The following is a 14,363-nucleotide window of genomic DNA, read 5'->3' on the forward strand; positions in this document are numbered from 1 at the left end:
TGCGAATGAAAGGTGACACGAAATATGCTTCATCAATTTTCTCGTTGTGAATTGGCCTTCGGTCCCGAAGGTTTGGAAAAAATGAAAAATAGCCGCGTTGCTGTATTAGGAATTGGTGGAGTCGGTTCCTTTACAGTAGAGGCACTCGCGCGAACTGGTGTAGGCAAGCTCATTTTGGTAGATAAGGATGTAGTAGACATTACGAACATCAACCGCCAAATTCATGCGACGCTGAACACAGTCGGTCAAAAAAAGGCTGAGCTTATGAGGGAGCGTATTGCGACGATCAATCCGGAGTGCGAGGTCGTAACACTCAATATGTTCTACAATGAAGAAACAGCGCATGAGCTGTTTGAGCATGAACTGGATTACATCGTGGATGCCATGGATACCATGTCCGCGAAGCTCCATGTAATTAAAGAAGCGAAGCGTCGCAATATCCCTATTATTTCTAGCATGGGTGCGGCCAACAAAATGGACCCGACCCGTTTTGAGGTTGCCGATATTTCCCAAACGAGTTATGATCCGATTGCAAAGGTCATTCGTCGTGAGTTGCGGAAAAGCGGTATCTACAAAGGGGTAAAAGTTGTATATTCCCGTGAGATTCCCGTAACCGTACGTGTAGATGTACGCGAACAGATCGTTTCCAACCCGAATTCACCGATTAGCAAAGTGCGGATGCCTCCAGCAAGTAATGCTTTCGTGCCGTCTGTGGCTGGTTTAATTTTGGCCAGTGTAGTGGCAAGAGATATTTTGGAGTGGCAGCCTGTAAAAGGATAGTGGAACATGGATGATTTATTCACGTTTGCCTACGACCAGCAGGGTGGCGGCAAACAGAAGCCATTGGCTGCACGGATGCGGCCACAATCGATTCAGGATGTAATCGGGCAATCGCATATTTTGGCTCCTGGAATGCTGCTCCGACGCGCGATTGAAGCAGATCAAGTATCCTCTGTCATTTTTTACGGACCTCCAGGTACAGGGAAAACAACGCTGGCAAAAGTCATTGCCCGAACCACACGCACGCATTTCTCCGAGTTAAATGCCGTTACGGCTGGTGTCGCTGACATCCGCAAAGTCGTGGATGCGGCAAAGGAGCGGCTCGTCATGGACAGTCAGCGGACAACGTTGTTCGTAGACGAGATTCATCGATTCAACAAATCGCAACAGGACGCCCTTCTTCCTTATGTAGAGGAAGGAACGATCATTTTGATTGGCGCTACGACGGAGAATCCTTTTTTCGAGGTGAATCCGGCGCTTTTGTCGCGTTCACAAGTGTTTTCCCTTCAATCGCTTTCTCATGAGGAATTGAAGCAGGTCATGGATCGGGCACTTACTGATGAAGAAAACGGATTGGCGGAGCTATTTGTTTCTGTAGAACCGGAAGCGGCAGAGCATTTGATTCAATACGCGGAAGGGGATGCCAGACGTTTGCTAAACGCATTGGAGCTGGCAGTGACAACGACGCAACCAGGAGCGGATGGGCGAATTACCGTGACGTTGGACGTCGCCGTAGAATCCATTCAGCGCAGGGCTGTACGTTACGATAAGAGTGGGGACAACCATTATGACACGATCTCCGCTTTTATTAAATCTATTCGTGGTTCTGATCCGGACGCAGCTCTTTATTGGCTAGCGAGAATGATCGATGCCGGAGAAGATCCGCGGTTCATTTCACGCCGTTTGGTCATTTCGGCTTCAGAGGACATCGGAAATGCTGACCCGCAAGCGATCACAGTTGCGATGTCCTGCTTTCAGGCGGTAGAATTGGTGGGAATGCCTGAAGGGCGTATCCCTTTAGCACAAGCGACGACGTACCTGGCAACCGCCCCCAAAAGCAATGCCGCTTACAACGGAATTAATTCTGCGTTGGATCGTATCCGAACGGATGGTCACAAGCAAGTACCGATTCATCTGCGAGATTCTGCTTACAAGGGAGCTGCGAAGCTGGGACACGGTCAGGGATATCTGTATCCGCATAACTATCCATATGGGTATGTACCTCAACAGTATCTGCCTGACGGTGTAAACTACTCGTTCTACCAGCCAAAGGACCACGGCTATGAGCGTCACATTCGCCGCTTCCAGGAAGAAAGACAGAAGATGGATGGACGTGGATTGCCAAGGAAAAACTCCCCCGAATAATAGGGGGAGCTAACATTTACGTGCGGACATTTCCGCCTGGTTTATTGGGCAAATCACCGTTTTCATTCGGTTGTTTGCTCTGCTCACTCGCACCGTAACGGGCTTTGTGAGCAATCGTGCCTGCGGGTTGTTCGTACAAGGTGTCGGACGGGTGGTTGCGACCTCGTTCCGAGCGTTTGTTCGTTGTCATCTGCATATCACCCCCTAAGATGTTAGTGTGTCCCACGATACTGAGGACATGTAGGGGACGGGCGCGTATTACCGATACAAAGAGGAGAGTTGTTAACGTGAAGATTTCGACGAAAGGACGTTACGGGCTGACGATCATGATGGAATTGGCCAACCGTTGCGGAGAAGGGCCGACTTCACTGCGGAGCATCGCCCAAAAACACGATTTGTCCGAGCATTATTTGGAGCAATTGATTGCACCTCTGCGTAACGCGGGTTTGGTAAAAAGCATTCGTGGCGCATATGGCGGATACGTTCTGGCAAAGCAGCCGGATGAGATTTCTGCTGGCGATGTGATCCGCGTGCTGGAAGGACCGATCAGCCCTGTGGAATTTGCAGAGGAAGAAGATCCGGCTAAGCGTTTTTTATGGCTGCGTATTCGGGATAGTATTTCTGCTGTTCTGGATTCGACATCCCTTCAGGACTTAATCAGCTTTGAAGACGATGGTCCTGGCGATAATTATATGTTTTATATCTAGAATATAAGTTGGTAGAAGGTGACAGCAGTGTCAGATCTAATGTATTTTGACCATGCAGCTACTACGCCTGTACATCCGCGGGTAGTTGCTGCTATGACTCCCTATTTGACTCAAGTATACGGGAATCCATCTAGTGTCCATGGTGCAGGTCGCGAAGCGCGAAAAGCGTTGGAGCATGCGAGAGACACGATTGCCGTCTTTATGGATGCTGATCCGCAATCACTCATCTTTACGAGTGGCGGGACAGAAGCGGACAATATGGCAATCATCGGCGCTGCAATGGCACAGCGCGAACGTGGTCGTCACGTCATTACTTCGCAAATCGAGCACCATGCAGTCTTGCATGCTTGTGAATTTTTGGAGCAGGCAGGATTTGAAGTGACGTACTTGCCTGTTGACCAGGCAGGTATGGTCCGCGTGGATGATCTGAAACAAGCGGTGCGCCCGGATACGGTACTGGTGTCCATTATGTATGGGAACAACGAAGTAGGAACGATCCAGCCAATCGAGGAAATCGGTACCTTCCTGCGTGAAAAAGGAATTGTTTTTCATACGGATGCTGTGCAAGCTTTTGGTGTACTTCCTATCCATGCACGGGAGCTGCCTGTTGATATGCTCTCGGTATCCGCCCATAAAATTAATGGTCCAAAAGGAGTCGGAGCTTTGTATTTAGCGCGTAAGGTTCCGTTTTCCCCGATTTTGCACGGCGGTTCACAAGAACGCAAACGCAGAGCGGGAACGGAAAACCTGGCCGGGATTGTTGGGTTTGCCGAAGCAACAAAGGTCGCTGGCGAGGAAATGGCCAAGCGGGTTGAAAAATATGCGCAGATGAAAGCAGAGATGATCGCAGTCTGGCAGGAAGCAGGAATTACGTACTGCCTGAATGGACATAGCGAGCAGGCATTGCCGCATATTTTAAATGTGTCCTTCCCGGGTGTTCATACAGAAACCATGCTGATGAATCTGGATATCGCCAAGATTGCAGCAGCGAGTGGCTCAGCTTGTACATCCGGATCATTAGAGCTGTCACACGTGCTAATAGCGATGCATGTGGACGAGAAGATTGCTCATTCAGCTATTCGTTTCAGTTTTGGGATTACGAATACGGTGGAAGAGGCAAAGCAGGCTGCTACAGCGATTGCTGCGATTGTAAAGCGATTGGTACGTGAATAACGAAGGATGAAAGCCGTTTGGATGAAGCCAAGCGGTTTTTTCGTTTGAGCAAAAGCGGTTTCTTATTGGAGTTTGGTGGTGAATTGTGGTAGAGGATGGTAAAATAATACTGTAGTACTAATCCTGAAGAACTATACAACTCGGACCATCCGATAAGGAGAGGACTTTCATGTTGGCCAGACGCTACTCTATTCGCTACAAACTGGTATTTACGATACTCATCTTAACCATGCTTCCATTAATGGTCGTCGGTTATATCCAATTTGAAAATGCACGCAGCGCGCTATACAAGCTGGCTGTATCTGACTTGCAATACATAACGGAAATGAAGGCACGCGAGCTAGCTGTTTACGCTCAAGATACAACGATTAGTGAGGGAAACAGACAGAAAATTAACGAACTAACACGCGAAGTGGCCGAACACTACTACAAGCCAAATGGTATGGTTGGCTACGCTTATATCTTGGATACAAGTGGAATTGCCATCTTTCATCCAGACCCAAAAGTCGAGAATACCTCTTTGGCGAATGAAGAATTCACGCAAGTCATGCTCGCTCAAAAAAACGGCTGGATTGAATATGAATTTGGAGGCTCTACCAAAGTGGCGGCGTATAAGCAGCTGCCAAACGGTTGGATTTTAGCCATTGGCAGCTACGAGAATGATTTGCTGACGACGATTGAGAGCAGTCGTCCGATGATGTTTCTCCTCAACCTGGTGAGTGCTACCTTAGCGCTCGTCACAGGTATTTTTATTGTCAACAAGCTGGTACGACCGCTAAAAGAGCTGGTATCGGCAATGAAGCGTGCAGAGACAGGAGATTTGACCTCGCATGTGACTGTACGTTCCCGGGATGAGCTCGGGGAATTATCGTCGATGTACAACGAGATGATGGGGGTATTTCGCAGCATGGTCAACGAGGTGCAGCGAGTAGCTCAACAGGTCGCGGCAGCTTCGGAAGAATTAACAGCGAGTGCGACAGAAAGTGCCCGTGCTTCCGAACAGATTTCCATGGCTTCTTCGGAAATCGCTACAGGTTCCGAACAACAAAAACAAACCGTGACGGATACAGTACGCTTTTTGTCTCGCATCGGAGGAGATATCCAACTCATTGCGGCCTCGACCTCTCAAGTAAATGCTGACGCGACAGACGCGAATCGATTGGCACAGGTTGGGGAGGGCAAGCTGCACGAGCTCGTACAAGAAATGGATCAAATCACGGATCATGCCCGTCGAACGGAGCAGGTTATCCGCGAGCTTGGCTCTCAATCCGAGCAAATCATCGGAATCATCACGATCATTCGTCAAATATCCAACCAGACGAATCTATTGGCTTTGAATGCAGCCATCGAGGCTGCACGGGCGGGGGAACAGGGACGTGGCTTTGCAGTTGTGGCCCAAGAGGTACGGAAGCTGGCTGAGCAATCAGGTGAGGCTGCCGAAGAGATCGCAGGCTTGATTCATACGATCCATACAGATATTCTCGCGGCTGTATCGGAAATGGGAACGACTGCAGTCGCTATACAGGATGGACGCGAAGGAGTAGCGCAGGCAGGAGACAGCTTCCAGCAAATATTGGTGGCCGTTCAAGACGTCGGCCAGCAAGTACATCGGATGAACGATGCAGCCCAAGCGATTCATCGCGATACAGTTCAATTGGTGAGTCACTCCGAAAGAATAGCTAGTCTTGCGGAAACAGCGTCCAGAGATACGCAGGAAGTGGCAGCAGCGTCTGAAGAACAGACAGCAACGTCTGAGGAAATGACGGCAGCATCAGAAACACTTGCGAAAATGGCCGAGCAGTTGTCAGAACAAGTAAAACGATTTACAATTTAAGACGAGCATATGAGAAATCCACTTTCAAGAGAAGTGGATTTTTCCTTTCTGGAACGGTTTTTATGTAAGGAGGCGTTTAGATGGACGAGCAGCAGTCAATCTCGCTGTTTGCAGAAAACTTTATTAGAGGATTTGTTTCTCAAGAAATTTTTTACAAGGAAGAAACGTGGTACGGAGTTATCCGTCTTAAGATAGAAGAGACTACCGAATCGATTAAAGAATCGGAGGTCATTATTGTCGGTAATTTTCCTCGCCCGCATCCAGATGAGCTGTACACCTTTTACGGTGAATGGAAGACACACCCTCGTTTTGGACAGCAGTACGTAGCAAAGCGCTATGAACGTGAAACGCCGAAAACATTGGCCGGGGTTGAGCGCTACTTAGCCAGTGGCTTATTTCAAGGGATTGGAAAGAAGATGGCCAAACGAATTGTCGAGCAGCTCGGGGTAGATGCGCTGTCAATTATTGCGGACTTCCCGGAGCGATTGGCTGAGGTACCAGGCATTTCTGAACAACGTGCCAAAACGATCTATGATTCGGTAGTCGAGCATCGTTCCTTGGAAAGTGCCATGGTTTTCTTGTACGACTTCGGCATTGGTGTGAACATGGCGCTGCGTATTTATCAGACCTACAAGCTGGAAACGATGACAGTGCTGAAGGAAGAGCCTTATCGGTTGATTGAGGATGTCGTAGGAATCGGCTTTAAGCGGGCAGATGACATTGCGCGAGCAACAGGAATCTCTGCTTCCTCAGAAGAACGTGTGAAGGCGGCGGCCCTCTTTGTCTTGCAGGAGGCTTCGTATTCAGAAGGACATGTTTATTTGCCTGTGGAGGAGCTTTGTGAAAAAACGCTGGGCCTTCTCGAAGAGTGCGGGGGGCACGTCTTTTCTGGAGACGATATTCAACTGGCAGTGGAAGCCCTGTTTGTGTCGAGCAAAATTGCCTGGGAAGATGAGAGGGTGTATTTGCCCTCGCTGTTTTTTGCCGAGCTCGGTCTTGCCAAAAGACTGCGTCACTTCGCTGAGCGGGATGAATTCGGTACGTTCCCGACATCAGAGTTTTACCGTGCCTTAGGGGCGGTTGAGGATGAGTTGGGGATTACGTATGCCCAGACGCAGCGTGATGCCATTGAACAGGCGATCAAAGCAGGTCTGATGCTTTTGACAGGGGGACCTGGTACGGGGAAAACGACAGTCATTCGTGGGATTTGTCGTGTCTTTTCTCAGCTTCATGGATTATCTCTGGACTTGAAAAAATACAGCGAAGAAAATCCGTTCCCGATTGTTCTTGTGGCTCCTACTGGACGTGCAGCAAAACGCATGACAGAGACTACGGGTCTACCAGCGATGACCATCCATCGCTTGCTCGGTTACAAAGGGGAGAGCTTCGAGCATGACGCGGAGCACCCAATCCGTGGCCGGCTATTAATTGTGGATGAAATGTCCATGGTCGATATCTGGCTCGCAAATCAACTGTTTCGTGCGGTCCCAGACGATATGCAGATCATCATGGTAGGTGACCCTGACCAGTTGCCTTCCGTAGGACCCGGCAACGTCCTGTTGGATATGATTCGATCTGGATTGCTACCGTTGGTACAGCTGACAGAAATTTATCGGCAAGCAGAAGAGTCCACTATTATTCGGTTGGCCCATGACGTACGCAAGGGGAATGTACCGGCAGATTTGCTTCACACCACCCCGGATCGGCGATTCTTCACAAGTTTGCCACAAGAAGTTCCGGAAGCAGTGAAACAAATTTGCTTCGGAGCCGTAAAAAAAGGATATACGGCAAAAGATGTTCAGGTATTAGCCCCTATCTATAAAGGTAATGCCGGTGTGAACCGGTTGAATGAAGAATTGCAGGAGCTGTTTAATCCGAAAACACCGCAAAAGCGTGAAGTTACTTTCGGAGAGACGACTTTCCGTACTGGGGACAAGGTTCTGCAATTGGTGAACAATGCTGAAGAACAGGTGTTTAACGGTGACATGGGTGAGATCGTCGCCATCTTTTTCCCGAATGAAAATGCGGAGAACCAGGAGATGCTGGTCGCTGCTTTTGATAACAGGGAAGTGGTGTACAAGCGTTCGGATTATCATCAGCTGACGCTTGCCTACTGCTGCTCGGTTCATAAGTCTCAAGGCAGCGAATTTCCGATTGTGATCATGCCGTTTGTCAAAAGCTACTACCGTATGCTTAGACGCAAGCTAGTCTATACCGGGATTACCCGGAGCAAATCATTCCTCATCATGTGTGGAGAGCCGGATGCGTTCCGCGCTGCTGTAGAGTCTGATGAGGAGGGGGTACGGTACAGTTACCTGGAAGAACGGCTAAAGCAAGAGTGAAGTTGGAACCATTTGCGCCGAATGGATGTGTCCATTTCGCCTGATACTAACAAGGCGGAAGGGGGATGTCCCACATGCGCAAGGCAATGGATGCAGTCGGATTGCCAGTTGTTTGCCTACAAACAGGGGAGACGATTGGAACCGTGCGTGACATTCTTTGCGACTCCACTTGGCATGTACGAGGAGTCTTGCTGAGCGAACAGGGCTGGTTCCAATCAGGTACCTATATTCCTACCGAACATATTCATGCGGTCGGGGAGTCCTGCCTTACCGTATCGGGAAAAGACGCGATCACGCCCTTACCTAATCTCGCCGGACTAGAGCCTGTCGGCATTGTGACGGGAAAGACGAAGTTAAAAGGAAAAGCGGTGATAACCGCATCCGGAGAGTGTTTGGGGAGGCTGGAAGATGTTTACTTTTCAGCCAACTGGGAGAAACTTGTAGGGTACGAACTATCGAATGGCTGGCTTGCAGATATTACGGAAGGGCGAAAGCGCCTCCCTGCACCAGCATCCGTTATCATCGGGGAAGAAAACCTGATCGTGCCGGACTAGTTCGTGGCCAGGCGTGAAAGGGAGGAAAAGCGTGATGCGTGTCATATGCCCGAATTGCAGTTCCAAAGACGTAGGAAAGATTGGAACCAATCAATACTATTGCTGGAACTGCTTTATAGAAATGAGCGTTTCCAATGAGCAGATTGCTTCTGTCTACCAAGTTGAGGAAGATGGATCTTTGCATTCGCTCAACGATCTGTTTATTGAGGATCAGACAGTAACCGCTCACTTGAATATGTAGTGGATTTGAGCGGCAAAACCAATGGAGGTGGCACGCTTGTTCATTCGAGGCCTGTTGCGGGTTCTGGCCACAAGCGGAATTGTGGCGATCATTGGCTATTGGATGGCTCCGCGACGTCGCAGTCGGTTTTCATTGAATTGGAATCAGTTGCCCTTCTCCATGCGTGATGTGACGCGTATGTGGAAATCAGGTCGCAAGCTGATGCGTGCCGTTACTCGGTAACACAAAATGTGAAGTGGAACGTAAATAAACACCCGAACATACACTGTGTTCGGGTGCTTTTTTTTCGACATACATGAAAAAGCTCCGTCGCGGAAACGACGGAGCCTTGCTTTGCATTAAGATTGTTCTGCCAAACGTTTTTGCTGTTGGCTTTTCATGCGTCCGATCAACAGGACACCAACCACAACAGCTACGATGAATACCCATTTGACCCAAGGGTAAGCGGCAAAGAATGGTGTGAGGAACTTCTCGCTTGTTACCATGCTCGCAGCGGTATACGCCAATACGGCAGAACCGATATAGATAACGATCGGATATTTCTCGATCAGCTTCAAGATCAATGTGCTACCCCATACCATGATCGGAACACTGATGATCAAACCGATAACTACCAGAAGGAAATCACCATGTGCTGCACCAGCAACCGCGATAACGTTATCCAAGCCCATTACTGTGTCGGCTACGATAATCGTCCAAATCGCTGCTCCAAGTGATCCACTTGCCTTCATATTCTCATGACCATTATCTTGAATCAGCAACTTGAGGGCGATCCAAATGAGTATCAAACCACCTACAAGCAGCAGACCAGGAATTTTCAGTAACCAAACGACAGCGAGTGTCGCCAATGCACGAATGACAATTGCACCAACCGTTCCCCAGATGATAGCTTTCTTTTGCTGATGAGCAGGCAGGTTACGAGCAGCCATCCCGATGACGAGGGCATTGTCCCCGGCCAGCACCAGGTCGATGATAACGATAGAAAGTAATGCGGTCCAAAACTCAGGGCTTAACAATAAATCCATTTCTCTTCCTCCTCCTAATCCATTTTGGAAGCGAATAATCCGCTGGCCGTTTTCTTGATACCTCCTATAGTGTGTGTAAAGGGGCGAAAAAGAAAACGACCTTTCCCGGGACAGGAAAAGGTCATTGAAAAAACAAAAATAGACCTTTTACCTGGTCGGCAAAGGTCTTGCTTACAACATTTACGAAAATGTTGCCAACATAGCCGGGGAAAAATCCCGTAATGACGACTATGTTGCGAAAAAGCTACTCCCCTTTGGAGATATCCTCTTGTAATTACATACTACTGAACACGAAATTGTGTGTCAATAGGTTACATGAAATTAATGTGAATGAGACAAGCTAAAAAAGATGTATGCAAATAGGGAGGAGTTGGGGGAACGTGGATGAACTTCGGCGAAGTCGACTATTTGCTGCTGCTGTTTGGCTCATCGCACTTTTGGTCATCGGCAATCTGCTTTGGCTGCTCCGACCAGTCCTGACACAGTTGTTTTCGCTCTTAAAAGAAGTGCTCGTTCCCGTCATATTGGGACTCGTCATCGCTTACTTGCTCCATCCGGTCGTGCAATTGCTAGAACAAAGAAGAGTTCCGCGCTTAATGGCAGTCCTGCTCATTTATGGATCATTTGTACTGGTAATTACTATTGCGATCATTAACGCCATCCCTGTTTTTACGAAACAATTGGTGGAGCTGTCAGACGATATTCCCCGCCTGATGGATTGGTATTATACATGGATGAGTGAGTGGGAGGCACGAAAGTATTTCTTGCCGGATAGCATCTCGAAGGGTGTGGACCGGGTGATCATCCAGTCGAATGAGGGAATGTCTCATTCCGTATCGAAAATTGTGGATAATGCTAGGCATTCGATGGGAAAATTGTTTGCTTTTGCTATCGTGCCGTTTATCGCTTTTTACTTTTTGAAGGATATGAAGCAATTGCATGAGACGGGGATGTCGATTGTTCCAAAGGCTTATCGGAAGCAAGTGCTGATCGTCCTGCGGGATATTAATGAATCCTTGGGTAAATACATACATGGGCAAATGACTGTCGCCCTGATCGTAGGCGTTTTCGCATACTTGGGCTACTGGTGGATCGGCATGCCGTATCCTTTTGTATTGGCTGCATTCGTATGTCTCACCAACATCATTCCGTACATCGGACCATTGATTGGGGCGGCACCGGCAGTTGTGATCGCGATTACGATTTCCACCAAGACACTCCTACTCGTTCTCGTTGTCAATCTCATCATTCAAATCGTGGAAGGGAACATTTTGTCCCCAAACATCGTTGGGCGTTCTTTGCATTTGCACCCGCTTCTCATTATCTTGGCACTGCTGGTAGGGGAGACTGTAGGGGGGATCATCGGGCTTATCGTTGCTGTCCCTATTCTTGCCGTTTGCAAAGTGATCGTCAGCCGAATCGCTGTCATGATGCATGAAAGTTGACAGTGATCAGGTAAAATATTTATAATATGGACAAAGTGATTTATGTGAAATCAATGAGGGAACGAGTATGTTGCAGACCTTTTACAGAGAGGGCGCTCCATGGTTGAGAGGGCGACCAAAAGAAGAGCAGCAGAAGGCTACTCCTAAGACCGGGCAAAACCCGGCGGCTTGGCACCGTTAGACGCCACTTAAGCGACAGGCCTTGGCTCAGATACGTGTAGCGAGCCTGTAAGCAGGGTGGTACCGCGAGAAAATCAGTTCTCGTCCCTGAGGGGATGGGGACTTTTTTTATTTTTAGATGAGGAGAATGTAGATGAAGAAACTGACAGGCAATCAAATCCGCCAGATGTTCCTCGACTTTTTTGTAGAAAAAGGACATCGCATTGAGCCTAGCGCTCCATTGGTTCCAATCGACGATCCTTCCCTTCTGTGGATCAATAGTGGTGTGGCGACTCTCAAGAAATATTTTGACGGCCGAATCATCCCGGACAACCCGCGCATTACGAACTCGCAAAAGTCTATCCGTACGAACGATATTGAAAATGTGGGACGTACTGCTCGCCACCATACCTTTTTTGAAATGTTGGGTAACTTCTCTATCGGTGAGTACTTCAAGGAAGAAGCGATTGAATGGGCATGGGAGTTTTTGACGAGCCCAAAATGGATGGGCTTTGATCCAGAATTGCTTTCCGTTACCATTCACCCAGAGGACGAAGAAGCATTTGAGCTGTGGAGCAAGAAAATAGGTGTTCCAGAAGAGCGAATCATCCGACTGGAGGGCAACTTCTGGGATATCGGAGAAGGCCCGAGCGGACCGAACACGGAGATTTTCTATGACCGTGGAGAAGCGTTCGGAAACGACCCGAGCGACCCTGAGCTATACCCAGGTGGGGAGAACGAGCGTTACCTGGAAGTATGGAACCTGGTATTCTCCCAGTTCAACCACAATCCAGACGGTACTTACACGCCGCTGCCTAAGAAGAACATCGATACGGGGATGGGTCTTGAGCGCATGGCGTCTGTCATCCAAGGCGTAGACAACAACTTTGAGACAGACTTGCTGTTCCCGCTGATCGAAAAGACAACGGAAATCTCCGGTGTGAAGTATAAAACAAGCCCTGAGATGGATGTAGCATTGAAGGTAATCGCTGACCATGCACGTACGGTTGTGTTTGCGATCGGTGACGGTGCGCTTCCATCCAATGAAGGACGTGGCTATGTCATTCGACGTCTGCTTCGCCGTGCGGTACGTATGGGGAAAAAGCTGGGCGTGGAGAAGCCATTCCTGTACAGCTTGACTGAGACAGTAGGCACGATGATGGGCGAATTCTACCCAGAGGTTGTCCAAAAGCGTGGGTTTATCGAAAAAGTTATTCGTGCCGAGGAAGAGCGTTTCCACGAGACACTGAACGACGGTCTGGCGATCCTGTCTGACATGGTGAAGGCAGCAAAAGAGGCCGGAAAGACACAACTGTCTGGTCAAGATGTCTTCAAAATGTACGATACGTATGGATTCCCTGTTGACTTGACGGAAGACTTCGCAGACGAACAAGGGCTGACTGTCGATCGCGATGGCTTTGATCAAGCGATGGAAGAACAGCGTGAGCGTGCACGTGCAGCACGTCAAGATGTAGACAGCATGCAAATCCAAGGTGGTCCATTGTCTGATTTGACGGTTACGAGCCAATTTGTTGGTTATACTGAATTGGTAGCAACAGGTAAAGTTGAAACGATTATTTTGGACAACCAGCTGGTAGAAGAAGCAGAAGAAGGTCAAACCGTACAAATCGTTCTGAGCCAAACTCCTTTCTATGCAGAAAGCGGCGGTCAGATCAATGACGAAGGTTTCCTGATTTCTGATATCGTGAAAGCACGTGTGACAGATGTACAAAAAGGACCAATGGGTCAAAATGTACATTCCGTCATCGTCGAAGCGGGTACCCTGCGCAAAGGCGATGAGGTTCGCGCGGAAGTGAACCGTGAAGCACGTCTGGCTATCACCCAAAACCATACAGCGACTCACTTGCTTCATCAAGCACTCAAGGATGTCCTAGGAACGCATGTCAATCAGGCAGGTTCCTTGGTAGCACCAGAGCGTCTCCGTTTTGACTTCACTCACATTAGCTCCATTACTCCAGAAGAGCTGGAGCGTATCGAAGCGATCGTGAATGAAAAAGTGTGGGCAAACCTGAGTGTCGAGATTTCCAACAAAGCATTGGCTGAAGCAAAAGCGATGGGCGCGATGGCGTTGTTCGGTGAAAAATACGGTGACGTTGTACGCGTTGTAAAAGTGGGCGAGTACAGCTTGGAGCTGTGCGGCGGATGCCATGTGAACAATACCGCTGAAATCGGTCTGTTCAAGCTGGTTAGCGAGAGCGGTATCGGTGCAGGTACACGCCGGATCGAAGCAGTAACAGGACGCGGCGCTTACCAGTTCTTGAACCAGCAGTTCACTACGCTCAAAGAAGTGGCGCAAGCACTCAAAGCACCAGTACTGGCTGAAGCACCTGCACGTGTAGAAGGTCTGCAACAACAATTGAAAGAAGTACAGCGCGAAAACGAGTCCCTGCGTGCAAAACTGGGGAACATCGAGGCAGCGTCGTTGACGGATAAACTCCAACAAGTAGACGGCATGAATGTACTCGCTGCACGTGTTTCCGCTGTCGATATGGACAACCTGCGCGGTATGGTAGATGAGCTGAAAAACAAACTCGGCTCTGCTGTCATTGTGTTGGGTGCGGTCGATGGCGACAAGGTGAACCTCGTTGCAGGTGTAACCAAAGATCTCATGGATCAAGGCATTCACGCTGGCAAGATCATCAAAGAAGTCGCAACTCGTTGCGGTGGCGGCGGTGGTGGACGTCCTGATATGGCACAAGCCGGTGGTAAGGATCCAT

At 48.9% G+C, this 14,363-nt stretch carries 13 protein-coding genes; 11 read left to right on the forward strand and 2 right to left on the reverse strand.

What is annotated here, in order from left to right:
• Positions 1-24: 24 nt before the first annotated feature.
• Both PMI05_RS04210 and PMI05_RS04215 read left to right on the forward strand, forming a co-directional pair.
• Entirely contained in the window at positions 25-780 is a 756-nt protein-coding gene (locus PMI05_RS04210; protein ID WP_007717600.1) for a ThiF family adenylyltransferase, read from the forward strand.
• Positions 781-786: 6 nt separating this feature from the next.
• A complete protein-coding gene (locus tag PMI05_RS04215; protein ID WP_007717604.1) occupies positions 787-2,145 on the forward strand; it encodes a replication-associated recombination protein A in 1,359 nt (452 codons plus the stop codon).
• Positions 2,146-2,161: 16 nt separating this feature from the next.
• Here the strand turns inward: PMI05_RS04215 and PMI05_RS30970 are convergent, their stop codons facing one another.
• Positions 2,162-2,335, reverse strand: coding sequence for a hypothetical protein (locus PMI05_RS30970; RefSeq protein WP_007717607.1), 174 nt, complete (start codon positions 2,333-2,335; stop codon positions 2,162-2,164).
• Positions 2,336-2,432: 97 nt separating this feature from the next.
• On the opposite strand from PMI05_RS30970, the gene cymR reads away from it, so the two are divergent.
• From cymR to PMI05_RS04250, 7 genes are all read left to right on the forward strand, one after another.
• Entirely contained in the window at positions 2,433-2,852 is a 420-nt protein-coding gene (gene cymR, locus PMI05_RS04220; protein ID WP_007717608.1) for a cysteine metabolism transcriptional regulator CymR, read from the forward strand.
• A 27-nt stretch (positions 2,853-2,879) separates the two neighbouring features.
• On the forward strand, positions 2,880-4,025 hold the full coding sequence (locus PMI05_RS04225) for a cysteine desulfurase family protein (RefSeq protein WP_007717610.1): 1,146 nt from the start codon (positions 2,880-2,882) through the stop codon (positions 4,023-4,025).
• 169 nt (positions 4,026-4,194) lie between these two features.
• On the forward strand, positions 4,195-5,859 hold the full coding sequence (locus tag PMI05_RS04230; RefSeq protein WP_007717612.1) for a methyl-accepting chemotaxis protein: 1,665 nt from the start codon (positions 4,195-4,197) through the stop codon (positions 5,857-5,859).
• 80 nt (positions 5,860-5,939) lie between these two features.
• Positions 5,940-8,201 carry an ATP-dependent RecD-like DNA helicase gene (locus tag PMI05_RS04235; RefSeq protein WP_007717614.1) on the forward strand — a complete coding sequence of 754 codons (2,262 nt, stop codon included), beginning with the start codon at positions 5,940-5,942 and terminating at the stop codon, positions 8,199-8,201.
• 74 nt (positions 8,202-8,275) lie between these two features.
• A complete protein-coding gene (locus PMI05_RS04240; protein ID WP_007717616.1) occupies positions 8,276-8,755 on the forward strand; it encodes a PRC-barrel domain-containing protein in 480 nt (159 codons plus the stop codon).
• A gap of 34 nt (positions 8,756-8,789) precedes the next feature.
• Positions 8,790-8,996 carry a hypothetical protein gene (locus PMI05_RS04245; protein WP_007717618.1) on the forward strand — a complete coding sequence of 69 codons (207 nt, stop codon included), beginning with the start codon at positions 8,790-8,792 and terminating at the stop codon, positions 8,994-8,996.
• 27 nt (positions 8,997-9,023) lie between these two features.
• Positions 9,024-9,218: a hypothetical protein gene (locus PMI05_RS04250; RefSeq protein WP_228088569.1), complete on the forward strand. Its 195-nt coding sequence runs from the start codon at positions 9,024-9,026 to the stop codon at positions 9,216-9,218.
• 116 nt (positions 9,219-9,334) lie between these two features.
• Here the strand turns inward: PMI05_RS04250 and PMI05_RS04255 are convergent, their stop codons facing one another.
• Positions 9,335-10,021 carry a TerC family protein gene (locus tag PMI05_RS04255; RefSeq protein ID WP_007717619.1) on the reverse strand — a complete coding sequence of 229 codons (687 nt, stop codon included), beginning with the start codon at positions 10,019-10,021 and terminating at the stop codon, positions 9,335-9,337.
• A 380-nt stretch (positions 10,022-10,401) separates the two neighbouring features.
• Here PMI05_RS04255 and PMI05_RS04260 point away from each other — a divergent pair, with 380 nt between their 5' ends.
• Complete coding sequence (locus PMI05_RS04260; RefSeq protein WP_007717620.1) at positions 10,402-11,466, forward strand: AI-2E family transporter; 1,065 nt, start codon at positions 10,402-10,404, stop codon at positions 11,464-11,466.
• Between the two features lie 313 nt (positions 11,467-11,779).
• Positions 11,780-14,363, forward strand: a 2,584-nt coding sequence (gene alaS / locus PMI05_RS04265; protein WP_007717621.1) for an alanine--tRNA ligase, incomplete at its 3' end; no start/stop codon positions are given.

Origin of the sequence: Brevibacillus sp. BC25, from assembly GCF_000282075.1 — a bacterium.
Taxonomy (GTDB): domain Bacteria; phylum Bacillota; class Bacilli; order Brevibacillales; family Brevibacillaceae; genus Brevibacillus.